The organism is Streptomyces sp. F63, from assembly GCF_018070345.1.
Taxonomy (GTDB): domain Bacteria; phylum Actinomycetota; class Actinomycetes; order Streptomycetales; family Streptomycetaceae; genus Streptomyces.
The window spans coordinates 1-23,945 of sequence record NZ_JAGPXX010000037.1; the positions used below are offsets into that span (position 1 = coordinate 1).

At 73.3% G+C, this 23,945-nt stretch carries 17 protein-coding genes; 9 read left to right on the top strand and 8 right to left on the bottom strand.

Annotation, left to right across the window (positions count from 1 at the left end):
- On the bottom strand, positions 1-4,672 hold a 4,672-nt coding region (locus tag KBZ10_RS25700; RefSeq protein WP_210990117.1), incomplete at its 3' end, for an S-layer family protein.
- Between the two features lie 682 nt (positions 4,673-5,354).
- Entirely contained in the window at positions 5,355-6,650 is a 1,296-nt protein-coding gene (locus tag KBZ10_RS25705) for an aminotransferase class I/II-fold pyridoxal phosphate-dependent enzyme (RefSeq protein ID WP_210990118.1), read from the bottom strand.
- A 195-nt stretch (positions 6,651-6,845) separates the two neighbouring features.
- Between KBZ10_RS25705 and KBZ10_RS25710 the strand changes: the two genes are divergently transcribed.
- Both KBZ10_RS25710 and KBZ10_RS25715 read left to right on the top strand, forming a co-directional pair.
- A complete protein-coding gene (locus KBZ10_RS25710; RefSeq protein ID WP_210990119.1) occupies positions 6,846-7,067 on the top strand; it encodes a type II toxin-antitoxin system VapB family antitoxin in 222 nt (73 codons plus the stop codon).
- Positions 7,064-7,483: a PIN domain-containing protein gene (locus tag KBZ10_RS25715; RefSeq protein ID WP_210990120.1), complete on the top strand. Its 420-nt coding sequence runs from the start codon at positions 7,064-7,066 to the stop codon at positions 7,481-7,483. Before KBZ10_RS25710 ends, KBZ10_RS25715 begins: the two co-directional genes overlap by 4 nt.
- Positions 7,484-7,586: 103 nt before the next feature.
- Here KBZ10_RS25715 and KBZ10_RS25720 read toward each other — a convergent pair whose 3' ends face one another.
- The 3 genes from KBZ10_RS25720 to KBZ10_RS25730 form a co-directional block, all read right to left on the bottom strand.
- The gene (locus tag KBZ10_RS25720) at positions 7,587-8,981 is read right to left on the bottom strand and encodes an N-acetylmuramoyl-L-alanine amidase (protein ID WP_210990121.1); all 1,395 of its coding nucleotides are present in this window, start codon (positions 8,979-8,981) and stop codon (positions 7,587-7,589) included.
- 206 nt (positions 8,982-9,187) lie between these two features.
- A complete protein-coding gene (locus tag KBZ10_RS25725) occupies positions 9,188-10,546 on the bottom strand; it encodes a hypothetical protein (RefSeq protein ID WP_210990122.1) in 1,359 nt (452 codons plus the stop codon).
- Between the two features lie 450 nt (positions 10,547-10,996).
- Positions 10,997-12,406: a hypothetical protein gene (locus KBZ10_RS25730; protein ID WP_307847604.1), complete on the bottom strand. Its 1,410-nt coding sequence runs from the start codon at positions 12,404-12,406 to the stop codon at positions 10,997-10,999.
- 300 nt (positions 12,407-12,706) lie between these two features.
- On the opposite strand from KBZ10_RS25730, the gene KBZ10_RS25735 reads away from it, so the two are divergent.
- The 3 genes from KBZ10_RS25735 (at position 12,707) to KBZ10_RS25745 (ending at position 15,305) form a co-directional block, all read left to right on the top strand.
- Positions 12,707-13,444 (top strand): M23 family metallopeptidase, encoded by a 738-nt coding sequence (locus tag KBZ10_RS25735; protein WP_210990158.1) that lies wholly within the window; start codon positions 12,707-12,709, stop codon positions 13,442-13,444.
- Between the two features lie 388 nt (positions 13,445-13,832).
- Positions 13,833-14,816 carry a helix-turn-helix domain-containing protein gene (locus tag KBZ10_RS25740; protein WP_307847605.1) on the top strand — a complete coding sequence of 328 codons (984 nt, stop codon included), beginning with the start codon at positions 13,833-13,835 and terminating at the stop codon, positions 14,814-14,816.
- A 159-nt stretch (positions 14,817-14,975) separates the two neighbouring features.
- Positions 14,976-15,305, top strand: coding sequence for a hypothetical protein (locus KBZ10_RS25745; RefSeq protein WP_210990124.1), 330 nt, complete (start codon positions 14,976-14,978; stop codon positions 15,303-15,305).
- Positions 15,306-15,536: 231 nt separating this feature from the next.
- On the opposite strand, the gene KBZ10_RS25750 is transcribed toward KBZ10_RS25745, so the two are convergent.
- The 3 genes from KBZ10_RS25750 to KBZ10_RS25760 all read right to left on the bottom strand — a co-directional run bounded on the left by KBZ10_RS25750 (position 15,537) and on the right by KBZ10_RS25760 (position 18,958).
- Positions 15,537-16,496, bottom strand: coding sequence for a hypothetical protein (locus KBZ10_RS25750; RefSeq protein WP_210990125.1), 960 nt, complete (start codon positions 16,494-16,496; stop codon positions 15,537-15,539).
- 72 nt (positions 16,497-16,568) lie between these two features.
- Positions 16,569-17,339: a response regulator gene (locus KBZ10_RS25755; RefSeq protein WP_210990126.1), complete on the bottom strand. Its 771-nt coding sequence runs from the start codon at positions 17,337-17,339 to the stop codon at positions 16,569-16,571.
- Positions 17,336-18,958 (bottom strand): sensor histidine kinase, encoded by a 1,623-nt coding sequence (locus KBZ10_RS25760; protein ID WP_210990127.1) that lies wholly within the window; start codon positions 18,956-18,958, stop codon positions 17,336-17,338. Before KBZ10_RS25760 ends, KBZ10_RS25755 begins: the two co-directional genes overlap by 4 nt.
- A 229-nt stretch (positions 18,959-19,187) precedes the next feature.
- Between KBZ10_RS25760 and KBZ10_RS25765 the strand changes: the two genes are divergently transcribed.
- The 4 genes from KBZ10_RS25765 to KBZ10_RS25780 are packed head-to-tail and all read left to right on the top strand — an operon-like array spanning position 19,188 to position 23,653.
- The gene (locus KBZ10_RS25765; RefSeq protein WP_210990128.1) at positions 19,188-20,198 is read left to right on the top strand and encodes a tripartite tricarboxylate transporter substrate binding protein; all 1,011 of its coding nucleotides are present in this window, start codon (positions 19,188-19,190) and stop codon (positions 20,196-20,198) included.
- Between the two features lie 15 nt (positions 20,199-20,213).
- Positions 20,214-20,831, top strand: a complete 618-nt coding sequence (locus KBZ10_RS25770) for a tripartite tricarboxylate transporter TctB family protein (RefSeq protein ID WP_210990129.1) — start codon at positions 20,214-20,216, stop codon at positions 20,829-20,831.
- 15 nt (positions 20,832-20,846) lie between these two features.
- Positions 20,847-22,559: a tripartite tricarboxylate transporter permease gene (locus KBZ10_RS25775; protein WP_210990130.1), complete on the top strand. Its 1,713-nt coding sequence runs from the start codon at positions 20,847-20,849 to the stop codon at positions 22,557-22,559.
- A complete protein-coding gene (locus KBZ10_RS25780) occupies positions 22,556-23,653 on the top strand; it encodes a tripartite tricarboxylate transporter substrate binding protein (RefSeq protein ID WP_210990131.1) in 1,098 nt (365 codons plus the stop codon). Before KBZ10_RS25775 ends, KBZ10_RS25780 begins: the two co-directional genes overlap by 4 nt.
- The last annotated feature ends 292 nt before the right edge of the window (positions 23,654-23,945 follow it).

The window sequence follows — 23,945 nt, forward strand, 5'->3', positions numbered from 1 at the left end:
ACGACGCCACCGGTACCCCCGCCACGGTCACATCCGAGACGTTCACGAAGTCCGTACCCGTGATCTCCACCGTCGTCCCACCCGCAGGCGGACCCGCGACGGGCACGAAGCCCGTCACCGCCGGAGCGGCGACGTAGGTGAACGAGGCGGAGGACGTCCCGGTACCGCTGAGCGTGGTCACCGTCACCGGACCCGTGGTCCCCACCGGAGCAGCGTTGGTGACGGCCGTGATACTCGTCGGACCGTTCACCGTGAACGACGCGGCCGGCTGGCCCGCCACCGTCACACTCGTGACGTTGGTGAAGTCCGTACCCGTGATCTCCACCGACGTCCCGCCCGAGGGCGAACCCGACGTGGGCACGAACCCGGTCACCGCAGGCGCTGCAACGTAGGTGAACGAGGCGGAGGAACTCCCGGTGCCCGACGGCGTGGTGACCGACACCGGACCGGTCGTCCCCGCCGGCGCCGCAGCCGTCACGGCCGTGATACTCGTCGGATCGTTCACGATGAACGACGCCACCGGCACACCCGCCACGGTCACATCCGAGACGTTCACGAAGTCCGTACCGGTGATCTCCACCGTCGTCGCGCCCGCAGGCGGACCCGCGATGGGCACGAAGCTTGTCACCGCCGGAGCGGCGAGATAGGTGAACGCCTCCGCGGAACTCCCGCTGCCGCTGAGCGTGGTCACCGTCACCGGACCCGTGGTCCCCACCGGAGCAGCATTGGTGACGGCCGTGATGCTGGTCGGGGAGTTGACCGTGTACGACGCCACCGCCTGACCCGCCACCGTCACATCGGTGACGTTGGTGAAGTCCGTACCCGTGATCTGCACGGATGTCCCGCCTGCAGGGGAACCCGAGGTCGGATCGATGTCTGTGACCACCGGCAGGGCGACGTAGTCGAACGAGGCAGCGGAAGCCCCGGTCCCCGACGGCGTGGTGACCTCCACCGGACCACTGGTCCCCGCAGGCGCGGCGGCGGTGACTGCCGTGATACTCGTCGGATCGTTCACGATGAACGACGTCACCGGTACCCCGGCCACGGTCACATCCGAGACGTTCACGAAGTCCGTACCCGTGATCTCCACCGACGTCCCACCCGAAGGCGAACCCGCGACGGGCACGAAGCCCGTCACCGCCGGAGCGGCGACGTAGGTGAACGAGGCGGAGGACGTCCCGGTACCGCTGAGCGTCGTCACCGTCACGGGACCCGTGGTCCCCACCGAAGCCGCAGTCGTCACCGCTGTGATGCTGGTCGGGGAGTTGACCGTGTACGAGAACACCGCCTGACCCGCGATGGTGACATCCGTGACGTTGGTGAAGTCCGTACCCGTGATCTCCACCGACGTCCCACCCGACGGCGAACCCGACGTCGGCACGAACCCGGTCACCGCAGGCGCTGCAACGTAGGTGAACGATGCGGCGGAAGCCCCGGTGCCCGACGGCGTGGTGACCTCCACCGGACCGGTCGTCCCCGCCGACGCCGCAGCCGTGACCGCTGTGATGCTCGTCGAATCGTTCACGATGAACGACGTCACCGGCACACCCGCCACGGTCACATCCGAGACGTTCACGAAGTCCGTACCCGTGATCTCCACCGTCGTCCCACCCGCAGGCGGACCCGCGACGGGCACGAAGCCCGTCACCGCCGGAGCGGCGAGATAGGTGAACGCCTCCGCGGAACTCCCGCTGCCGCTGAGCGTGGTCACCGTCACCGGGCCGGTGGTCGTCACCGGAGCGGGGAGGGTGACGGCCGTGATGCTCGTCGAATCGTTCACGATGAACGACGCCACCGGCTGACCCGCCACCGTCACATCCGTGACGTTGGTGAAGTCCGTACCCGTGATCTCCACCGACGTCCCACCCGAAGGCGAACCCGAGGTCGGATCGATGTCCGTGACCACCGGCAAGGCGACGTAGTCGAACGAGGCAGCGGAAGCCCCGGTCCCCGACGGCGTGGTGACCTCCACCGGACCACTGGTCCCCGCAGGCGCGGCGGCGGTGACGGCCGTGATACTCGTCGGATCGTTCACGATGAACGACGCCACCGGTACCCCGGCCACGGTCACATCCGAGACGTTCACGAAGTCCGTACCGGTGATCTCCACCGTCGTCGCGCCCGCAGGCGGACCCGCGATGGGCACGAAGCTTGTCACCGCCGGAGCGGCGAGATAGGTGAACGTCTCCGCGGAACTCCCGCTGCCGCTGAGCGTGGTCACCGTCACCGGACCCGATGTTCCCGCCGAAGCCGAGGCCGTGACCGCCGTGATGCTCGTCGAATCGTTCACGATGAACGACGCCACCGGCTGCCCCGCCACCGTCACACCGGTGACGTTGGTGAAGTCCGTACCCGTGATCTGCACGGATGTCCCGCCTGCAGGGGAACCCGAGGTCGGATCGATGTCCGTGACCACCGGCAAGGCGACGTAGTCGAACGAGGCAGCGGAAGCCCCGGTCCCCGACGGCGTGGCGACCTCCACCGGACCACTGGTCCCCGCAGGCGCGGCGGCGGTGACCGCCGTGATACTCGTCGGATCGTTCACGATGAACGACGCCACCGGTACCCCGGCCACGGTCACATCCGAGACGTTCACGAAGTCCGTACCCGTGATCTCCACCGTCGTCGCGCCCGCAGGCGGACCCGCGACGGGCACGAAGCTCGTCACCGCCGGAGCGGCGACGTAGGTGAACGAGGCGGCGGACGTCCCGGTACCGCTGAGCGTCGTCACCGTCACGGGACCCGTGGTCCCCACCGGAGCGGCGGTGGTGACGGCCGTGATGCTCGTCGGTCCGTTCACCGTGTACGAGAACACCGCCTGACCCGCGATGGTGACATCCGTGACGTTGGTGAAGTCCGTACCCGTGATCTCCACCGTCGTCCCACCCGACGGCGAACCCGACGTCGGCACGAACCCGGTCACCGCGGGGGTCGCGACGTAGGTGAACGACTCGGTGGACGTCCCGATGCCCCCGGGCGTGGTGACCACGACCGGACCGGTGGTGCCCGCCGGCGCCCCGTCGGTGACGACGGTGATCCTCGTCGGGCTGTTCACCGTGATGGAATCCACGGGCCTGCCCGCCACGGTCACATCCGTGACGTCGATGAAGTCCGTACCGAAGATCACCACCGTGGTCCCACCGCCGGGCGGACCGACCACGGGCACGAATTCGGTAACCGTCGGAGCCGCCAGATACGCGAACTGCTCCGTACTCGAAGCAGACCCGCCCGGAGAGGACACGGTCACCACACCGGTGGTCGGCGTCGCCGTCCCTCCCGTCGACGCCACCAGAGTGGTCGGCGTCTGCGACGTAATCGACGCCACGACACCGGCGACCGTCACCGAATCCACCACGTCCAGATCCGTGCCCGTGATGGTCAGCGCCGTCCCGCCACCCAACGGACCGGACGTCGGGTCGATGTCCGACACCGTCGGCGCCGCCAGATACGCGAACTGCTCCGTGCTGGAGGCGCTGCCCGCCGGAGAGGACACCGTCACCACACCGGAAGTCGGGGTGGGGGTCGACCCCGTCGACGCCACCAGAGTGGTAGCCGTTTGCGTCGTGATCGATGCCGCGACGCCGGCGACCGTCACCGTGTCCACGACGTCCAGGCTCGTGCCCGTGATGGTCAGCACCGTCCCGCCACTCAGCGGACCCGCCGTCGGGTCGATGTCCGACACCGTCGGCGGTGCGGTCTGCAGCACGGTGATCGAGTCGTCCGCCGGGTTGGTGACGTAGAGCTTGTCGTCCGGCACCCCCGGCTCCGCCACAGCCACCCAGTACGGGGAACGGGTGAGCGTGACGGTCTCCGTGACCGTGTCACCGCCGGTTTCGATCACCGACAGGGTGCTGGAGCCGCTGTTGGCCACATAGACCTCGGTGGCGTCGGACGAGACGGTGACACCGGACGGGCCGGTGCCGACGGTGACGGTGGTCACCCCGTAGGCGGTGGTTTCGATCACCGACACGGTATTGGAGCCGTTGTTGGTCACGTAGACCTTGCTGGAGTCGGGGAGGACGGCCACCCCCTCGGGTGAGGTGCCGACCGTGATGGGGCTCCCGATGACGGTCAGGCCGACGGTGTCCACCACCGACACCGTGCCGTCCTGGAGGGCTACGTACGCCCTGCCGTCGGGCGCGATCGCGATACCCGTCTGCGGGCCGGGGAGGGTGACGAAGCCCACCGCGCCGCCACTGGCGTCGCGCACTTCCAGATCGCTTGACGCGCTCTTGGTCACGAAGACGTTGCCGTTGGGCGCGACGGCGACACCGGTGGGCGTGCTGAGGGCAGCGAGAGCGACAGTGCTGGGCGTGTTGGTCGCGGCGTCGATGACCGTCAGGTCGCTGTTGAGAGAGCCGACCACGTAGACACTGTCGTTGGCCACGGAAGCGGCCACTCCGCTCGGTTGGGCAGCAACGGTGATCGTCACCCCCGGGGTGTCGGTGAGGGTGTCGATCACCCTCACCGTTCCGTCGTTCACGTTGGCCACATAGGCGCTGTCACGGCTGGACAGAACCGCGAGCTCGCCCGGGTTGCCGCCGACCGTAACCGTCGTCGCCTCTCCCAGTGCCAGGATTTGCGGGCCTCCGAGGGCGACCGACCTGATGGACGGACGCCGGCGGCCTGGCCGGGGAATCCGGACTTGGCCTCGCTGAATGGGCGCACCCATGACAATCTCCCGTCTCCTGTGGACCGTGCGTTGAACCCGGGCCGGGATACGGCCGCCATGTGGTGTCGGTTGGCGAAGGACCCGCGAAGGACCGCTAAGGTCCGGTGCGTCCCGGCGCCGGGCATCACCGTGCCGCGGGCTGCGGAAGATCCTCGGACCGGGAGCAGCCACGCGCTGTAGGCGTTGTGGTCATCCCCAGCCCCATAGGGCAGCAACCGGGACATTGGGCCCTGATGGCAACAACAAGATGCAAACGTCTTATATGACGCGCCGCTTCACACCGCCCCAGCAACCCCCGCGCACCTCTCCGCCGCCCGAACACACCCGGCCCTCAACCCTGCGCCCCCCGGAACCGGAGCAGGCTGCCCTCCCCCTCGGCACCGCGCACCCCACCGGGTGCTTCCTCCGGGGCCGGCAACAGGGACGGCCCGGTATCGAAGACGGAAGGCCCCACCGAAAGCCGGTCGCTTCCGGTGGGGCTTCTCCGCGCCGTTTCTCGTCGGGCCGAGCGGCCGGCCCGCCGGGTGCCGGGACGGGGCTCCACCACAGGGCGGAACGGAGCCCCGGCCGGTGCTGCCATCGCCGGCGCCCGCGGCGTACCGCACCCCGGCATGCGGACGGGCCGGTATCCCGTTCACGCTCGGGATACCGGCCCGTCTTCCGCTGCTGCGGGTCCCGGGGCTCAGCCGGCCGCGCGGGCGGCCCCCTGCTCGGCGGCGGCCAGCCGGACGCAGACGGCGACGGCCCGCATGGCCTCGCGCACCTCGTCCACGGACGGGAAGCTGGGGGCCAGCCGGATCTCGCGGTCGCGCGGGTCCTTGCCGTACGGGAACGCCGCGCCGGCCGGGGTCAGCGCGATGCCCGCCTCCTTGGCGAGGCGGACGACCTCGCTCGCGCAGCCGTCGGGCACGTCCAGGCTGACGAAGTAGCCGCCCTGGGGCCGGGTCCACTCGGCGATGCCGAGGGGGCCGAGCTCGCGCTCCAGCACCTCGTACACCGCCGCGAAGCGGGGCTCCAGGAGGGCCCGGTGGCGCTCCATGTGGGCCGCCACGCCGTCCGCGTCCCGGAAGAAGCGGACGTGGCGGAGCTGGTTGACCTTGTCGGGGCCGATGGTCTGCTTGGCCAGCCGCTCCTTCATCCAGGCCACGTTGGCCGGGGAGGAGCCGACGAAGGCCACGCCCGAACCGGCCGCGGTGATCTTGGAGGTGGAGCCGAAGACGAACGCCCGGTCGGGGTTCCCGGCCTCGGCGCAGGCGTCGAGGACGGAGAGGATCTCCACCTTCTCCGCGGTGAGGTGGTGCACCGCGTAGGCGTTGTCCCAGAAGAGGCGGAAGTCGGGCGCGGCGGTGCGCATCCCGGCGAGCCGGCGCACGGTCTCGTCGCTGTAGACCTCACCGGTGGGGTTGCTGTACTTGGGCACGCACCACATGCCCTTGATCGTCGGGTCGGAGGCGACGAGCTCCTCGACGACGTCCATGTCGGGGCCGTGGCCGGTGAGGGGAACGGGCACCATGTCGATGCCGTACCGCTCGCAGATGCCGAAGTGCCGGTCGTAGCCGGGGACGGGGCAGAGGAAGCGGACCCGCGGCTCGTCGGCCCAGCGGCGCTCGCCGCCCGGGAGGGTGGAGAGCAGCGCCTGCACCACGTTGTCGTGCATGAGCGTGAGGCTGGCGTTGCCGAGGGCGAGGAGCTGCCCGGCGGGCACCTGGAGGGGGCCGGAGAAGATCTCGCGCAGTTCCGGGAGGCCGAGGAGACCGCCGTAGTTGCGGGTGTCGGTGCCGTCGGCCGCCTTGATGTCCCCGGCGGCGGGGAGGGCCAGCAGGCCGTCGGCGAGGTCGAGCTGCTCCGGCGAGGGCTTGCCCCGCGTCAGATCCAGGCTGAGCCCCTGGGCACGCAGCTCGGCGTACTCCTTGCGGGCGGCCTCCAGCCCCGCCGCCCCGGAGAGGGGGGCGGATTCCTGTACGGACCCAGACGACACGGTATTCCTCCAGCGCACATGGTGCTTGAGCAGGGCAGCGGCCAATGTACCAAGGGAGCGTGGAGCCCTCCCGGACTCGGGCGTCGCGGCCCAGCCCCGAGCGCTCGTCAGCGGCCGGGGCCGGCCCCGGGAGGAGGCGACCGGCACCGGACCCATATATATACTGGACATTGCTCTTGAATAGAGGAGTCCAGTATGAGTGTGACGACGATCGATCTCGATGACGACGCCCTGGAGAAGGCCATGCGCGTCGCGGGCGGCGGCACCAAGAAGGACGTGGTCAACGCCGCCCTCCGCGAGTACGCCGAGCGCCATCAGCGGGCCGCGCTCGTGGCCAAGCACTTCCGGGCCGCCCAGCAGTGGGATGACGAGGGCTGGCAGCGGCGGCGCACCGAGGACAAGCAGGGCGGCGCGTGATTCATTACCTGCTCGACTCCTCGGGCCTGTGGCGCCTGCTGCGCGAGCAGCAGCTCAGCGCCGCGTGGCTGGAGACCACCACTCTGCGGGCCATCGGGTCGTGCGCCGCCCAGCGGGCCGAGTTCCGGCGCTCGGCGCGCAACGCGGCCGAGTACGAGGCCATGGGAGAGATGTTCACCGACCTCTACCCCGATGTGCCGCTCCCGAAGAGGCTGTGGGACTGGGTCGACTCGGCGCAGTACGCCCTCGCCGAGAAAGGTGCCCTTGGCGCGGCCGGGCCACTTGACCTCATGATCTGTGCGACCGCCGCGCACCACGGGCTGTCCGTCCTGCACGACGACGCCGACTTCGTCACCGTGGCCCGCTGCCTCCCCGACGTCAGTGAGCGCAATGTGCGCAACATCCCGGAGCTCTGAGCAGCTCCTGTGAGCCCGCGCCCGGCCCGGGGCGCCCGCGGGGCCGGGCGGGACGGCCGGCGGTTGCGGGCCGGCCGTCCGTGTCATCGACCTGTGGGGCGGATCAGCAGGCCGGGACGCCCGGGAGCCAGGATTCGGGCACGTCGATGAAGATGTTGGAGACGTAGCCGCCGTAGTCCGGCAGGTAGGCCCAGGCGTCGTTGGTGTAGCCCTGGTAGGTCACCTGCTGGCCGCGCACCTGGCAGCGCACCCGGACCGTCGTCGGGCCCGCCAGGGACCCCACCCGCGTCGAGTTCGTCGTGGCGGCCTGGCGGATGCTGACGTCCGTGCCCCAGGTGGGGAAGGACTTGGTGTCGCCGCCGCTGCCGCCGCGCACCAGTTCCATGTAGTAGGACCAGTTCCAGTGCGGGCCGGGGTCGGTGTGGTCGTTGCCGGGCACCTCGTTGTGGCCGACGATGTGCGCCCGGTCCTTCGGTATGCCGTACTTGTCGGCCAGGTGCCGGGTCAGCGCGGCCGAGGAGCGGTACATCGCGTCGGTGAACCAGGACGGGTCGTCGACCCAGCCCTCGTGCTCGATGCCGACGGAGTAGGCGTTGCCGGAGCGCGCGTGCCAGGCGGTGTTGCCGTCCCGGACCATCTGGGTGACCTGGCCGTCGGAGGAGCGGACCACGTAGTGGGCGCTGACCTCGGCGGACGGGTTCTGGAACCAGCTGATCGTGCCGGCGTAGGAGCCCTGCGTGACGTGGACGACGACCGCGCTGATCGACTGCGAGCGGCCGGTGGCGTAGTTGGCGGAGCTGGCCGGGACCCACTGGGCGGGCGGGTAGTCGGGGCTCTGGGCGCCGGTCTCGCCGGTCTCCCCCGTCACGTCCGCGTCGGCGTACGTGCCGCGCCGGGGGGTGGCCTTCCGCGGTGTGACGCGTACCTGCTCGCCGCCGTCCGCGTGACCGCGGATGCCGGAGGCCAGGAGTTCGTAGACGGTGTCGGCGTAGAGCCGGCCGGCGCGCTCGCCGTCCGTGCCTCCGTAGCGGGCGGTGACCGGGTACCAGGCGCCGAGCCGGTCGCGTTCGGCGGCGTCCAGGCCGAGGTCGTCGGCGAGGGCGCGGAGCACGGCGGCGCCGCCGCGGATGTTGGCCCGGGTGTCCTTCTTGAGGGCGCTGACGCGTTCGCCGGTGATGCGGGCGGCGCGTTCCAGGGTGTGGTGCCCGGGGTTGCTCACCAGGTGCATGACACCGTAGCCGTTGGCGTGGCTCGGCGCGCCGTCGTGGTCGTCCAGGTGGGTCTCGCCGTAGCCGACGGCGACCAGGAGGTCGCGCGGTACGTCGTACTCGGCCGCCGCCCGGGCGAAGGCCGCGTTCACCTCGCCGGAACCGGAACCGGAGCCCCCGGGCGCGGCGGACGCGGGCTGGCCCGCGAGGACCAGCGAGGCGGCGACCGCCGTGCCGGTCAGCACGGTCAGCCGGCGGCGGCGGGGGGTGGCCGGGATCAACGCGTTCATCGGGATCTCTCTCCGCTCTCCGGCGCGTGGGTGAGGGGGGTGGTGGCCGGGCCGTTGTGCCCGCGGGCGTGGTGGCGCGCGGACGGTGGGGGGGAGCGGATCCGGGCGCCGGCGCGCGTGCGCCGGTACGCGGGGCCGGGGCCCGGATCCGGTCGGGCGTACACCGGTGGCGGATTCGTACGAACGTCCGCCACCGGCATACGAGTTCAGCAGTTCGGCACGCCCGGAAGCCAGGCGTCCGCCACATCGATGAAGATGTTGGAGACATAGCCGCCGTAGTCGGGGAGATACGACCAGGCGTCGTTGCTGTACCCCTGGTAGTTGACCAACTGACCATGCACCTGACAACGCACGCGCACGGTCGTCGGCCCCGGGAGGCTCGCCACCCGCGTGGAGTTGGTCGTCGCGGAGGCCCGGATGCTGACATCCGTGCCCCACGTCGGGAAGGACGTGGTGGAGCCCCCGCCGCCGTCCGTCCAGAGGTAGGTGACGGTCACCCAGCCGTTGTCGTTCAGGCCGATGTTGTAGAAGGTGCCGTCGGCCAGATCGATGCCGGCCGGGTTGGCGACCCGGCGGCCGAACTCGTCCTTGCCGCCGTTGTAGCCGTTCTGGTACGCGGCCTGGGCCTCCGGGAGTCCCCGCGCCAGGTCCTGGTACATCTCCCGGGTGGAGGACGGGTTCCAGTAGTCGTCGTGGGTGTTCCACGGGCCGACGTCCCACACCGGGGCCGTCTCGCAGCGCGCGGGCCCGCAGACCCGTACCGAGTACTGGCCGCTGCCCTTCGGGGACAGACCCCGCCGGGACGGCAGGGCCACGAAGTGATCGTTGGGCTGGATGACGTGGCCGTTCGCGGTGGTGTGCCCGACCAGGCCCTCCCGGGTGGCGTAGACCCGGGCGCTGAACGCCGCCGCCTCCTTCAGCGGCCGGGCGGCGGGCTCCGCGCCGGGGCCGGCGGTGAGGCGCAGGCTCCGCACCGCGGGGGCGCCGGTCTTCCCGCCGCCTTCCCCGCCCCAGAGGGTGAGCCGCGCCTGGACGTCCGTGACGGAGCGCGGCAGGTCCGCCGGGGCCCCGGTGGCCTCCCGCCACTCCGTCCACGCGCCGCCGCCGTCACGGCCCCGGACGTCCACCTCGACGCGGGCGCCGCCCGGCAGCTCCGCCGTCACCTCCGCGGTGACCCGGCCGACGGCCCGATCCAGGCCGCGCACGGGCAGGACGGCCGAGCCGTAGCCGCGTCCGGCCCGCATCGACGCGGGGCTGAACCCGGGGTCGGCGAGCCGCAGTCCGCCGCCCGTGTAGCGGACGTTGACGTCGTCCGCTCCGGGCCGGGACAGGTCCACGCGCCAGGAGACGTCCTCCCGGCCGTCCGGCGACCCGGCGGTCCCGTCCGCGGCGCCCGCGGCGCCCGTGCCGGCCGCCGTCGTGCCGGCTCCGCCCGCCGCGGCCCCGGGGCCCGGGGCCGGCGAGGCCGACGCCGCGCCGGAGCCCAGGGCGAGCCCGGAGACGGCCAGCAGCGCCACGGCCGCGGTCAGGAGCCCGGGGCCGGATCTTTCACCTCTACCGCGCATGCGGCTTCCTCTCATCGTGGGTTCCGTACCGCCCGGGGGGTGGTGCCGGGCGGAACCGGGGGTGGAGCGGTCGCGCCCGGGGAGGGCGCGGGGCAGCGATACCGTGCCCGGGATGCCCAACCGGGTTCGGAACAGCGGCTGTTGGGGTCCGGAGCGGTCCGGGCGCCGGTCGGCGGCGCGGCGCGCGCCCGCTCCGGCCGCAGCGGACCGTCCGGTGGGATGCGGCGGCCGGGTCTCCCCGCGGGGCGCGGCCCCGTGCGGCCCGGGCCCGGAGTCCGTGAGGAAGACGGTCCGGCGGGGTCGCACGGCGGCGCGGCAGGCTCGCCGGCCCGGCGGCGGACGGCGCAGTACCGGGGCGGGCCGCGACCGGGCCGCGACAGCGACCGCGAAGCATGGTGCCCGCCGCGCGTTGCACCGTCCGGGCGGCGGGCCACCGGACGCCCGGGCCGGCTAGGTGCAGTCCGGGACGCCCGGCAGTCGGCTCTCCGCGTCGATGTAGACGGTCGTCATATAGCCCCCGTACTGCGGCAGATGAGCCCACCAGGCGCTGCTGTGCGGCGGGTCGGAGATCAGCTGGCCGCGCCTCTGGCAGGACACCAGGACGTCCGCCCCCGCGGGGAGCGTGCTGACGACCGCCGAGGAGGTCGTGGCCCCGGCGCGGATCCGCACCCCGTCGCCCCAGGTCTCGAACCAGGTCCCGGCGGGGCGCCGGGCGCCGGGGACGTCCAGGGAGCCGACGAGCCGGGTGAGGCCGGAGTACGCGGTCCCGTAGGGCGTCCCGTCCGGGTGGAGGGTGAGGACGGCCACGATGGTGCGGTCGTCCGCGCCGACCGTGCCGGTGGTGTGCAGGGCCTCGCGGACGAGATCCACATCGGCGGCGGAGCGGGCCGGGGAAGCGGCGGGAAGGGCCGGTGCGCCCGCCTCACCGGCCGCCGGCGGGCGGTCCGCTCCGGCCGGCCCCCGTGCGCCGGCCCCGGCGACCGCGTCCGCCGCGGCCGGGGTCCCGTCATCGGCCGTGCAGCCGCCCGAACTGAAACCGGACCAGCCCTGCTTGACCGCCCACGGCCCCTCGAAGGCCGAGGGGATGCCGAAGTACTGGTCGTAGCCGTCGTTGGCGCAGCGCGTCGCCCGGTGGAGGTTCCCCATGATGAAGTCCCGCACCGGGGCCGGGGCTTCGTCGAGGATGTGACGGTAGATCCGCACGGTGTCGGCGGCGGTGAGCGAGGTGTAGCCCCAGTAGCCGGGGTAGGCGGCGGGCGGCGGGGTGGTGCCGGTCAGCCCCAGCCGGGGGACCATCCGTTCGATGATCGCGCCGCGGCCGCGCTGGGCCCAGTAGTAACTGGCCTCGTCGTCGTCGCTGCTGCGCAGCATCGCTTCGAGGCGGCCGCGGTCCTGCTGCGGGATGTCGTACCCGGGGCCGCGGTCCCACAGGAAGTCCAGCGTCAGCAGCAGTTTGACGATGGAGGCGGACCGGAAGCGGTGGTCGGCGTTGATCCGCTCGGTGAAGCTGCCGGTACTGCGGTCGAAGACGGCGACACCGGCCGTGACGTCCGCGGGGATGTCCACGCCGGGCGCGGCGGGCGGCGACTGGCGGGGCTGTCCGGCGCTCGCCGGGGCGGCGAGGAAGGCGCCGAGCAGCCCGAGGGCGAGCGCGACTCCGGTCAGCGGCCGCCGGATCCACCGGGCGCGGGCGGCGGGCGGGCGGGCGGCAGGCGGCGGCGCGGCGGAGCCCGGGCCGCCGGCCGCGGCGGGGCCGGCGGCGGCCGGACCGGTGGCGGCCGGACCGGTGGCGGCCGGACCGGTGGCCGGGCGCATGGGCGGGGTGTGGGCCGAGGTGGTTCCTGGTGGTTCCGCGTGCATCGGTCTGCCGACTCCTCGGGGCCTGACGGTACGGAAGGGGACACGGGGCGCAGAAGCGGTGAGCAGCGCACAGGCTGGCGGAGCGTCTCCCCCGGGGGCAAGGCATTCGATCCCAAGCGAAGAGCCCCCGGAGTTCGTTGTCAGGGACAGGACCACCCGCTTACGTTTCCGGCGTCCCGCGGCGACCGCGGGCCCCACCGGCCCGCGGTCCGCCTCCCCGACCAAGGAGCATGCGTGAACCTCAGACGCCTTCCGGCCGCACTCGCCACCGCGCTCGTCGCGCTGGTGGGCCTGCTGGCCATGCCCGCCCAGGCGGAGACCACGGGCGCGGCCCGCGCCGCCGCCCCCAACTTCAAGGCCCCCTACCCCTGCGGCCAGAAGTGGACCTACAGCCACCACTCGGCCGAGGTGCGCCGCGCCCTGGACTTCGTCCGCTCCGACGGCGGCTCCACGGCCGGCACGCCCGTCCTGGCCTCCGCGGCCGGCACCGCCACCCGGCACAGCCAGCCCAGCGGCGCCGGCAACTACATCGTCATCGACCACGGCGGCGGCTGGAAGACCTACTACTTCCACCTCTCCAGCTACTCGGTGGCCAACGGCGCCTCGGTCGGCCAGGGCCGGCAGATCGGTGTCACGGGAAGCACCGGCAACTCCTCCGGCGCGCACATCCACTACGAGCAGCTGTACAACGGCACCGGCCAGAACATCGTCATCAACGGCTCCGGCCTGGCCTACCCCGGCAGCTACAACCAGTACTACCTGACCAGTGACAACGGCTGCGGCGGTGCCGGTTCGCCGTTCACCACCTGGGGCACCGACGTCCGCGTCCGCGCCGACGCCCGGCTCAACGCCTCCGTGGTCACCGTGCTCGGCGGGCCCACCAGCGTCCGCGTGCTCTGCCAGAAGCAGGGCGACACGGTGAACGCCGAGGGCTACACCAACAACTGGTGGAGCAAGCTCCGCGACCAGGGCGGCTTCATCAGCAACATCTACATCGACCACCCCGCCGCGAAACTGCCGGGCGTGCCGGTGTGCTGACGGGGCGCTGAGCCGTGCGGCCGCCGGAACGGGGGACGCCGCACGGGACCGCACGGGGGGAGCGTACGGCCGGCTGTCCGTACGGGACGCGCCCAGCACGGGCCGCAGGGGCTCCGGATCTCCGGGGCCCCTGCGGCCGTTCCCGGCACGGACCCCCAGGCCCGCGACGCCCCCGGCTCTTCGCCCGCCGTTCCCCGGCCGTTGCCGGGCGGGCCGCACTGTGACCGCCAACACCTCCGAGGATCGCGCCGGATGACCTGACGCCGACCGCCTACCCGCGTAGACTCCCCGCGCGAACGCCACGGGAGCCCTTCCGCGGCGGCCGGATCCGGCCCGCCCCCGACCAGGGCGGGCCCGCGACGCTTTCCGGGGGTGCGCAGTGCTGCGGGTGGACTTCAGCGGACGGGAACTGGCACGGCTGCGCATGGCGGCCGGCGTCGATCCGCTCTGGGAGATCGCGCTGAGCCTGCATCTGCTGCAGACCCGGCAGGCGGCCCTCGTCTTCGACCCCTGGCGCCGGGAGGTGCACGCGGCCCTGGAACGGGCCGGCCTGACCGCGGCCGTACGCGGCCTGATGCTGCTCTGCCCGCCCGCCTCCTACTTCCCCGACTTCCTCACCCCCGGCGGCGCACCGGACCTCAACAGCGGCCTGGAGGCGGTGATGTCCACGCCCCGGCAGCGGCTGGCCGCGGAACTCTCCCGGCTGTACGCGGGCGCGCCGCTGCCCAGCGGCGTGCGGCGGCTGGCCGAGGGCAGCCCGGAGGCACTGCGCTGGCTGGGCACGGCGCTGCGCCGTTACCACGCGGTGGCCGTCGAGCCCTACCTCCCGGCCATCCGCACCGAGGCCGCCGCCGACCGCTCCGAGCGCGCCGAGGCGGCCCTGACGGGCGGCGCGGAAGGGCTGCTGGCCAGTTACGGCGGGCTGCCGGAGTGGCGCTGCGAGGGCAGCGCGCTCCGCACCCCGTACCCCATGGACCGCGAACTGCGGCTGGAGGGCCGCACGCTGACCCTGATCCCGGGCTTCTTCTGCGTCCGGGCGCCGCTGGCCCTGGCGGACAACGATCTGCCGCCGGTCCTGGTACACCCGCTCTCCCCCGCCCCGGGCTGGCTGGAACGCTCCCGGCCGAGCGAGAGCACCCCGCCCGCCGCCCAGCTCATCGGCGCCTCCCGCGCCCAGCTCCTCCAGCTCCTCGACCGCCCGATGACGACGACCGGCCTGGCCTCGGCCCTGGACCTGGCCCCGTCGACGACGAGCCGCCACACCTCCGTCCTGCGCGAGGCGGGCCTGCTCACCTCGCGCCGCCGGGGCCTGTGCGTCCTGCACCGCCGGACACCGCTGGGCGAAGCCCTGCTGGAGGGGGCGCTGCGGTGACCGGCCCCGGCCGGGCTTCCCCGCAGGAGCGGTGCTCACACCGGCCGCGGTCCGTCGGGAGCACATCGCAATCCAGGCGGTATCCAGCCGTGCTGGTACCGCGGACTCGCCGCTGTGACGATGGCCGGACCGCGCTCTCCACCGATATCGAGGACCGCCATGTCCAGTCTGCCGTTCTTCGCCCCCTGGCTGGTGTTCGTCTCCGTGCTCTGGACGATGTTGCCGCTCCTCTGCCCCCGGCAGCGGCGGACGGGCATCGTCATCACGGTCCTGCACCTTCTCGGGACGCTGGCGATCACACGGCCCTGGACCGACAACTGGTATTGGGACGCCGGGTGGTGGCTGATGTTCGTCTTCGGGCAGGGCGCCCTCATCGCACTCGGGCGGCTCGTCTTCGAACTCAGCCCGCTCGGCGCCCGCCACCACGGGACCGCCCCGGCTCCGCGCGAGCCGGAGGAGACCACCTGGCCCGCGTCCGGGCACGGCTGACCCGGACGCGGAGGACCGCCACGACGCCTGCGGAACCCGCCCGGCGGCGCGCGACGGCCGGCCGGCGGCGGAGACGCCACGCAGGAGCCCGTTGGCGGAGAGCCGGAACGGTCCGGGTCCACCCGCCCGGAGATTCGAACGTGCCGCGCCGTCACGTTCGTTGCGGTACTGCACGGCGCGTCGGGGCCGGGGGAAGCGGCAGCTCCCCGCTCCCCCGTGCCCGTCCGCGGGTCAGCCCCAGTACCACTCCTCCAGGCCGAGTGCCGGGAGGACGAAGCGGCCGTCGTCGCCGCAGCTGATGTCGCGGACCTTCAGGTCGGCCGGGCTCTTGGCGCCGCGGACCCGGGCGTCGGCGACGACGATGCGGGCCAGGGCCGTGCCGCTGCGGCGGTCCGGTTCCGGGAAGACCGCCTTCCAGCGCTGCCCGGCCCGCTGCTGCCAGCCCAGCGCCCGCATGGCGGCGGCGTGTTCGGGGCTGTCGTCGCCGTCGTGGTCGTCGACGGACGCGAACAGGCCGGTGCCCGGGGTGTAGCCGACCACGCCGCCGCGGTTGTCCTCGGCGCAGTGGTGGAGCTGGAAGCCGGCCCAGTCGTCCACCGTCGCGGGCAGCTGCTCGCTCCAGGCGCCCAGCAGCATCCCGAGTGACTCCTCCAGCAGCGACCAGGAGGTGACGGGGGCCGCGACCGGCAGCAGGCCCAGGCAGTCACAGCCGCCGACCAGCCGCTCGCCCGGGTGCCGGTGGAGCTGCCACAGGTACGGCAGCATGTCGTGGGACGGCACCTGCTCCTCGCCGTCCCCGACGCCGTGGTCGAAGTACCAGGCGTCGAGGCGTTCCAGAGCGCCGGTGTGATGGGCCGCCAGGTCCGCGCCCGTGCTCCAGCCCTCCAGGACCAGCGTGTACCGCTCGTCGCGCCACCGGGCCTGCGGGCCCTTCGCCGAACCGCCGTACCAGGCCGGCGGGCCCAGCCGGGCCCCGATGACCGCCGTCAGCTCGCGGAAGGCGCGGGCGCGCTCCGGCACGCTCCTCCCGGTTCCGAAGTCCCGCACCCGTAAGGCGTTGTAGCCGAGGTCGGACGGCGCGGGCCGGCGGAACAGCCGCTCGGCGAGGCCCGCCACCCTTTCCCGCTCGTCCCGGCTCAGCGCCGGCACGCCGTTCCCGTCCGCCATTTCCGGCTTCCCCGTATCCGTCATGGGTTCAGCCTGCCAGTCCGCCCCGGCGCGGTCGCGGGCGGGGACCCCGGTGGTGCCGGTGCGGCGGCCCGCTCAGAGCCAGTGGTAGCGCCGCTCGGGGCGGCCCGCGGTGCCGTAGCGGAGCCTGACCGCGGCGCGGCCCGCGGTGGCGAAGTACTCGAGGTAGCGCCGGGCACTGACCCGGGACAGGCCGGTGAGGGCCGCGCACTCCGAGGCGGACAGGCCGTCCTCGGCGTCGGTGAGGGCTTCCCGTACGAGGGCGGCCGTCTGCTCGGTGACCCCCTTGGGCAGCCGCACGGCACCGGCCGCCGGGCGGGCCGTACCGGACCCGGGCGACGCCGCGGCCGCGGTTCCGTACCCCGCCGCCCCCGGGCCGGGCGCCGCCACCGGGTCCGGCGGGGCCGGGCCCGCGGCGAAGACCCGGTCCACGTCGTCCTGCGCCGGGGCGCTGATCGCCCGCAGTTCCCGGTTCCGCCGGGCGTAGTGCAGGAGCCGCTCGTGCAGCACCCCTGCCTCGAAGGGCTTGATGACGTAGTGCACCGCTCCGCCCCGCAGCGCGCCCCGCACCGTGTCGGCGTCCCGGGCCGCGGTGACGACGAGCACGTCGGTCTCCGAGCCGGGGAAGCCGCCCCTCCGCAGTTCCCGCAGGACGTCGAGCCCGCTCATGTCGGGCAGGTAGATGTCCAGCAGGACCAGGTCCGGCCGCAGTTTACGGATCGCGGCCAGCGCCTCCGCGCCACTGCGGGCCTCGCCGACGACGGTGAAGCCGGGCAACTGCCCGACCTGCCTGCCGTGCAGCCGGGCCACCATGAAGTCGTCGTCGACGACGAGTACGCGGATCATGCCTGGGTTCCGTTGTTCCGTTCGTCCTCGTTCCGCGGCAGCCGGGCCGTGAAGACCGCACCGTCCGCGCTCACGCTGCCTCCCCGCCGGGTGCACACCAGGCGGGTGATCGCCAGCCCCAGTCCGCGCGAGGCGTGCTCCGGGACCGCGGCCTTGGTGGTGAAGCCGTACCGGAAGACCTCCTCGGCGAGACCCGGGGCCACTCCGGGCCCCGAGTCGCGCACCCGGACCCGGACCTCCGACGCCTCCTCGGCGAGGTGGACCTCCACCCAGCCGCCGGGTCCGCTGCCGCGGACCGCGTCGAGCGCATTGTCCACCAGGTTGCCGACGACGGTCACCAGGTCGGAGGAGAGGGATTCGCCGACCGGCCGCAGGCCGCTGCCCCGGCCGATGCGCAGGACGGTGCCCTGCTCGGCGGCGAGACTCGTCTTGGCGATCAGCAGCGCGGCGAGGGCGGGGTCGGCGACCCGGGAGACCACCTCGGCCGTCCGCAGGGCCCGCGCCCCGCTGATGCCGCGCACATAGCGGGCCACTTCCGGGTACTCCTCCAGTTCGACCAGGCCGGCGATCACGTGGAGCTGGTTGCTGAACTCGTGGGCCTGCGCCCGCAGGGTGTCGGTCGCGCTGCGGGTGGTGTCGAGTTCGTGCTGGAGGGCGACGAGTTCGGTCAGATCGCGCATCGTGGTCACGGACCCCGCCGTCCGCCCGCGGGTGACCAGCGGCATCCGGTTGAGGGTCACCATCCGGTCGCCGGTGAACACGATCTGGTCACGGCCCTGCACCCGGCCGGTGAGCACATCGTGGAGCCGCGTCTCCACCCCGCAGGACTCCAGGGTCCGGCCGACCGCGTCGTACGGCAGGCGCAGCAGTTCCACCGCGGTGTCGTTCGCCAGCGTCAGCCGGCCCGCCGGGTCCAGGCCGATGACGCCCTCCTTGATCCCGTGCAGCATCGCCTCGCGGTGCTCGACCAGCGCGGTGATCTCCTCCGGCTCCAGTCCGAGCGTCTGGCGCTTGACCCTGCGGGCCAGCAGCACCGAGCCGGCGGTGCCCAGGGCACTGGCGAGTCCGAGGTACAGCAGCAGATTGGGAGTGGCCGTCGCGAGCCGTTCCCGCATCCCCCGGTACTCCCGCCCGGCGGCGACCACACCGAGCATCCGGCCCTCTTCGCCGAAGACCGGCACATGCGCCACGAGAGAAGGGGAACCGTCGGAGACCGTGGTGCCGATCCACGACCGTCCGCCGAGCACCTCGCTGTCGCCCAGCGGCAGCGGTTCCCCCATCAGCCGCGGGTCGGCGGAGGTGAGGATGCGCCGGTCGGCCGCTGTGATCACCACGTACGACACCCCGGAGACACTGCGCACGCTCTCGGCCGTCGGCTGCAGGATGTCCGCCCGCCGGTCCACGTCGGCGAGCCCGGCCCGTACCGCGTCGAGGGACGCCACCGTCTCCGCGATGCTCAGCAGCCGGCGGCCCTCGGTCCGGCGGAACTCCGCGTCCGACTGGGCCACGGAGACGGCGGCCACCACGGCCAGGACGACGACGACCAGGCCGAGCTGGAGCGCGAGGAACCGTCCCGTGAGCGACAGGCGGGGGAATCCGGGCAGAGGACCCGGAACCATGCGGCGCACCGGACTGCCCTCCTCACGTCCGCGTTCCTCCCGCCGGCCCGGAGATCCCGTCCACCCGGCGTGCGAGCCATTGTGCTGCGGGAATGCCGCTGCCCGGCCGTGAACACTATGGCCAAAACTTTTCTTGGGGCCAATACGCGCACAACCCCCGCACCGCCTTTCCGCCCGGTTCCGGCGCTGTTTCCCTGTGGGCTCCCCCCGAGAACCCCCTGGAGGAAACATGTCCCGCAGACGTTTCCGGCTGCCGGCCGCGGCCGCCGCCACGGCCGCGGCCCTGCTGCTCACCGCGTGCGGTGGCGGCTCCGGGGCCGCCACCGGCGGCGGCCCGTGGAAGCCCACGCAGCCCATCGAATACGTGGCCCCGGCCAACACCGGCGGCGGCTGGGACACCCTGGCCCGCAGCACCGCCAGGGTGATGGAGGAGGGCAAGGTCGTGGACCGGCCGATGCGGGTGGTGAACAAGCCGGGCGGCGGCGGCGCCATCGGCTGGGCCTATGTCGCAGGCCACGAGAAGGACCCGCACAAGCTCTTCGTCACCAGCCCGCCCATCGTCCTCGTCCCCCTGGCCGGCGAGTCCCGGCACTCGCACCGGGACTTCACGCCCATCGCCCGGCTGATCAGTGAGCCGCTCGCCTATGTGGTGAAGGACGACGCGCCGTTCAAGACGTTCGGCGACTTCGCGGACCGGCTGAAGGCCGACCCGGAGAAGCTCAGCGTGGCCGGGGGCTCCGGCCCCGGAAGCCTGGACCACGTGGGCCTGGCAGGCGCCGTCCAGGCTGCGGGCGCCGATCCGGCGAAGGTGAAGTACGTGCCGTTCGACGGCGGCGGTGAAGCGATCACCGCGCTGCTCGGCGGCCACGTCGACGTCGCGGTCGCCGGGGCCTCGGAAGCCCAGGGGCTGGTGCGGTCCGGGGACGTCCGCGTCCTGGCCGTCTCCTCCGAGGAGCGGGTGGCGACGCTGCCCGACGCACCGACCCTCCGGGAGGACGGCACCGACTACGCATTCGACATCTGGCGGGGGGTCATGGGGCCGGCGGGCCTGACGGACGAACAGGTCGCCTACTACGAGAAGGCCTACGCCGACATGCTGGAACTCGACGGCTGGAAGAAGGAGCGCGACCGGCTCGGCTGGACGGACGCCTGGATGGGCAGCGCCGAATTCGGCGAGTTCCTCAACGCACAGGAGAAGGAATTCGCCGAGATCCTCTCCGACGTCGGTATCAAGAAGTAGGCGGCGGATCCCGGAATGCACCACTTCCGCTTCTCCCACCGCGTCCTGGCCTGTGCCATCGGCCTGCCGGCCGCCGCGTACACCGTGCTGGCCTTCCGAATTCCCGAATTCGCCGCGGTGCAGGTGCCGGTCCAGCCCGGCTCACTGCCGCGGGCCCTGGGACTGCTCCTGCTGCTCCTCTCCGTGGCGCTCTTCTTCCAGTCCGGTTCCGGACCGGCCGGGGACGGCCCCCGGGACGCGGGGACGGCGGAGACCGGGGCGGGCGGCGCGCCCACCGGCGGGAGCACCACCGAGGACGCCGTGGCCGGCGAGGCCGGCGAGGCCGGCGAGGCCGGCGAGGCCGGCGGAGCCGGTCCCCGTCGGCCGTCCCCGGCGGCGACGCTGGGCCGGCTCGCCGACGACCGGCTGGAACTGCTGGTCCTGCTCGGCTCGATCTGCCTCTACGTGGCGCTGTTCGTGCCGCTCGGCTTCGTCCTGTCCACCGCGCTGTACGTGACGGGCACCGCCTGGTACCTGGGCTACTGCCGCCACTGGGCCAACGCGCTGACCGGCACGGGGCTGGCCGCCGGCCTGTACCTCGGCATGTCCGAAGGGCTCGGCGTCGCCCTGCCCACCGGGCCGCTGCCCTTCTGACCCCCCGGAGTCTCCATGGACACCTTCGACCAACTCCTCTACGGGTTCGGCGTCGCACTCTCCCCGGAGAACCTGGCGTTCGTCTTCCTCGGCTGCCTCATCGGCACGGTCATCGGCATGCTGCCCGGGCTCGGCCCGATCAGCGCCATCTCGCTGATGATCCCGGTCGCCTTCACCCTCGACCCCGCCTCGGCCATCATCCTGCTGGCCGGCGTCTACTACGGCGCCATCTTCGGCGGCTCGACGTCGTCCATCCTGCTCAACGCGCCCGGTGTGGCCGGGACGGTGGCGACCTCCTTCGACGGGTACCCGATGGCCCGCAAGGGGGCCGCCGGCAAGGCCCTCGCCATCGCCGCGTTCGCCTCCTTCACCGGCGGCACCGTGGGCGTCATCGGGCTCATGCTGGTGGCGCCCTCCCTCTCCGCGCTCACGGTCAGCTTCGGGCCCGCCGAGTACTTCGCGCTGATGGTGCTCGGACTGACCGCCGTCGTCTCGCTCTCCGGGCAGAATCTGACCAAGGGCCTCATCTCCGCCACGGTGGGCGTGATGATCGCCCTGGTCGGCATCGACTCCCAGACGTCGACGCTCCGCTTCACCTTCGGCCGCCCGGAACTGTACGAGGGCGTGCAGTTCCTCATCGTGGCGCTGGGCGTGTTCGCGCTCGCCGAGGTGTTCGTGATGGTCCTGCGGCGGGGACAGGACGACCGGAGCGGGACGCTCACCTCGCTGCGGCTGAACCGGCGCGAGGTCCGGGAGATGAGCGGGCCCACCGGGCGGGGCTCCGTGCTCGGCTTCCTGGTCGGAGTGCTCCCCGGCGCCGGCGCCACGGTGGCGTCGTTCCTGTCCTACTCCTTCGAGAAGCGCATCGCCAAGGACGGCGACACGTTCGGCACGGGCAACATCAAGGGGGTCGCCGCGCCGGAGTCCGCCAACAACGGGGCGGCCGTCGGGTCCTTCGTCCCGCTCATGACGCTGGGCGTGCCCGGCTCCGGTACCACGGCGGTCCTCCTCGGGGCGCTGCTCGTCCTGGGCGTCCAGCCCGGCCCGCTGATGCTGGAGGAGCGGCCGGAGATCTTCTGGGGCGTGGTCGCCAGCATGTACGTCGGGAACCTCGTCCTGCTGATCCTCAACCTCCCCCTGATCCCGCTGTTCGCCAAGGTGCTCAGGACGCCGCGGACACTGCTGGTGCCGCTGATCGTGGTCTTCTGCGTCGTCGGCGTGTACGGGCAGAGCTTCAGCGTCTTCGACCTGTGGCTGCTGGCCGGGTTCGGCGTGCTGGGCTTCCTGATGCGGAGCAACGGCTTCCCCGCGGCTCCGCTGATCCTCGGGCTGATCCTGGGCGGTCTGATGGAGCGCTCCATGCGGCAGGCACTGCTGATCTCCTCGGGAGACTTCAGCACCTTCCTGACGAAGCCGATCTCCGCCGCGCTGCTGGCGGTGGCGGCCCTCTCGCTGCTGGGATCGGCGGCGGGCCTGTGGCGCCGCCGCCGGGCGGCGGGCGGCGGGGCGCCGCTCCCGCCGGTCCCGGAGCGCCCGGACGGCGGCCGGCCCGGGGAGAAGGCGGATCCCCCCGCGGCGGGCCCCGCGGCCGAGGGCACCTCGGCCGGCCCGGAACCGGGAAGCGCGGGGTCCGCGGAGCGCCCCGACGCGTCCGGCCATGGTGCGGCAGGGGAACCGGGTGCTTTCATGGGCGGAGTCACCGGGAGCGGCAGGCAGCGGGACGGATGACCGGGAAAGCGGGCGGAGCGGGGCGGGCGCGGCGGCCGGCACTGGCCGCCGCGCTGGCGGCGGCCTGCCTGCTGCCGGTCGGGGGCTGCACCCCGGGGACGCCGGCACCGGAACCGCTCCGTCTGATGGTGCCCGTCCCCGCCGGCGGCGGGTACGACCTCACGGCCCGCACGGTCGCGGTGACCCTGCGGGACACCGGGCTCGCCGGCGAGGTGGAGGTCTTCAACCTCCCCGGCTCGTCCGGCACGGTGGCGCTGACCCGGCTCCTCCACGAGACCGGCAATGACCGGATGCTCCTGCAGATGGGGCTGGGGCTGGTCGGCAGCGCCCTCTCCCAGCGCATCCCGCACGGCATCGACGAGGCCACTCCGGTGGCCAGGCTGATCGCCGAGCCCGAGGCGGTGGTGGTGCCGGCCGACTCCCCCTACACGTCCTTCGGTGCGCTGGTGCGGGCCTGGAAGGAGAGCGGCGAGGACCCCTCCGGAGGTCTGGTCGCCGGGATCGGCTCCCGTATCGGCGGGCCGGACCACCTGGCGCTGATGCTGATCGCCGAGGCCGTCGGCCTGGCCCCGGCGGAGGTCGCCTTCGACCGCTACGACGGCGGTGGCCAGATGCTGGCCCCGCTGCTCGACCAGCGGGTGGACTTCGCGCTCACCGGGGTCGGCGAGTACCGGCACGCCATCGCCGCCGGACAGCTCCGGGTGCTCGCCGTGACGGGACCGGACTCCGTGCACGGCGTGGAGGCCCCGACCCTGCGGCGGGCCGGATATCCGCTGGAGGTCGTCAACTGGCGCGGGCTGCTGGCACCGCCGGGCCTCACGGAGCGGCAGCGCGCCGAAGTCACCCGGCTGCTCGACCGGCTGCGGGCCACACCCCAGTGGCGGCGCGCCCTGCGGGAGAACGGGTGGACGGACGCATATCTGACCGGCGGCCGGTTCTCCGCGTTCCTCGCCGCGGAGAACCGGCGGGTCGGCAGGATCGTGGACCGGCTGGGCCTGACCGGCGACCCGGGCGGGGCCGGTTCCCGTCCTTCCGCGGCCGGGCCCCCGTCGGCGCGGCGCGGCCCCGGGGAGAGCGGGGGCGCCGTGCGCTGACCGGCCCGCGTGAGCGCACCGGCCCGCGCGAGCGGACCCGGTGGCCGGTGCGCGCCGGCCGCAGCGGGCAGGGACGGCTGGGGGACGGCAGGGACGTCGACGGGCCGGCCATCCCGGCGGATGGCGGATCCGGTCCTGCACCGCGGAAGGCCGGGCGCGGCCAAGGGCCGGGCGCGGCCAAGGGCCGGGCGCGGCCAAGGGCCGGGCGCGGCCAAGGGCCGGGCGCGGCCAAGGGCCGGGCGCGGCCAAGGGCCGGGCGCGGCCAAGGGCCGGGCGCGGCCAAGGGCCGGGC

Bases quoted from the DNA above. Each gene is read 5' to 3' on its own strand.
- KBZ10_RS25710 (WP_210990119.1), top strand. From the start codon at position 6,846: ATGAGTGTGACGACGATCGATCTCGATGACGACGCCCTGGAGAAGGCC.
- KBZ10_RS25720 (WP_210990121.1), bottom strand. From the start codon at position 8,981: ATGAACGCGTTGATCCCGGCCACCCCCCGCCGCCGCCGGCTGACCGTG.
- KBZ10_RS25725 (WP_210990122.1), bottom strand. From the start codon at position 10,546: ATGCGCGGTAGAGGTGAAAGATCCGGCCCCGGGCTCCTGACCGCGGCC.
- KBZ10_RS25730 (WP_307847604.1), bottom strand. From the start codon at position 12,406: ATGCACGCGGAACCACCAGGAACCACCTCGGCCCACACCCCGCCCATG.
- KBZ10_RS25735 (WP_210990158.1), top strand. From the start codon at position 12,707: ATGCCCGCCCAGGCGGAGACCACGGGCGCGGCCCGCGCCGCCGCCCCC.
- KBZ10_RS25745 (WP_210990124.1), top strand. From the start codon at position 14,976: ATGTCCAGTCTGCCGTTCTTCGCCCCCTGGCTGGTGTTCGTCTCCGTG.
- KBZ10_RS25750 (WP_210990125.1), bottom strand. From the start codon at position 16,496: ATGACGGATACGGGGAAGCCGGAAATGGCGGACGGGAACGGCGTGCCG.
- KBZ10_RS25755 (WP_210990126.1), bottom strand. From the start codon at position 17,339: ATGATCCGCGTACTCGTCGTCGACGACGACTTCATGGTGGCCCGGCTG.
- KBZ10_RS25760 (WP_210990127.1), bottom strand. From the start codon at position 18,958: ATGGTTCCGGGTCCTCTGCCCGGATTCCCCCGCCTGTCGCTCACGGGA.
- KBZ10_RS25765 (WP_210990128.1), top strand. From the start codon at position 19,188: ATGTCCCGCAGACGTTTCCGGCTGCCGGCCGCGGCCGCCGCCACGGCC.
- KBZ10_RS25770 (WP_210990129.1), top strand. From the start codon at position 20,214: ATGCACCACTTCCGCTTCTCCCACCGCGTCCTGGCCTGTGCCATCGGC.
- KBZ10_RS25775 (WP_210990130.1), top strand. From the start codon at position 20,847: ATGGACACCTTCGACCAACTCCTCTACGGGTTCGGCGTCGCACTCTCC.
- KBZ10_RS25780 (WP_210990131.1), top strand. From the start codon at position 22,556: ATGACCGGGAAAGCGGGCGGAGCGGGGCGGGCGCGGCGGCCGGCACTG.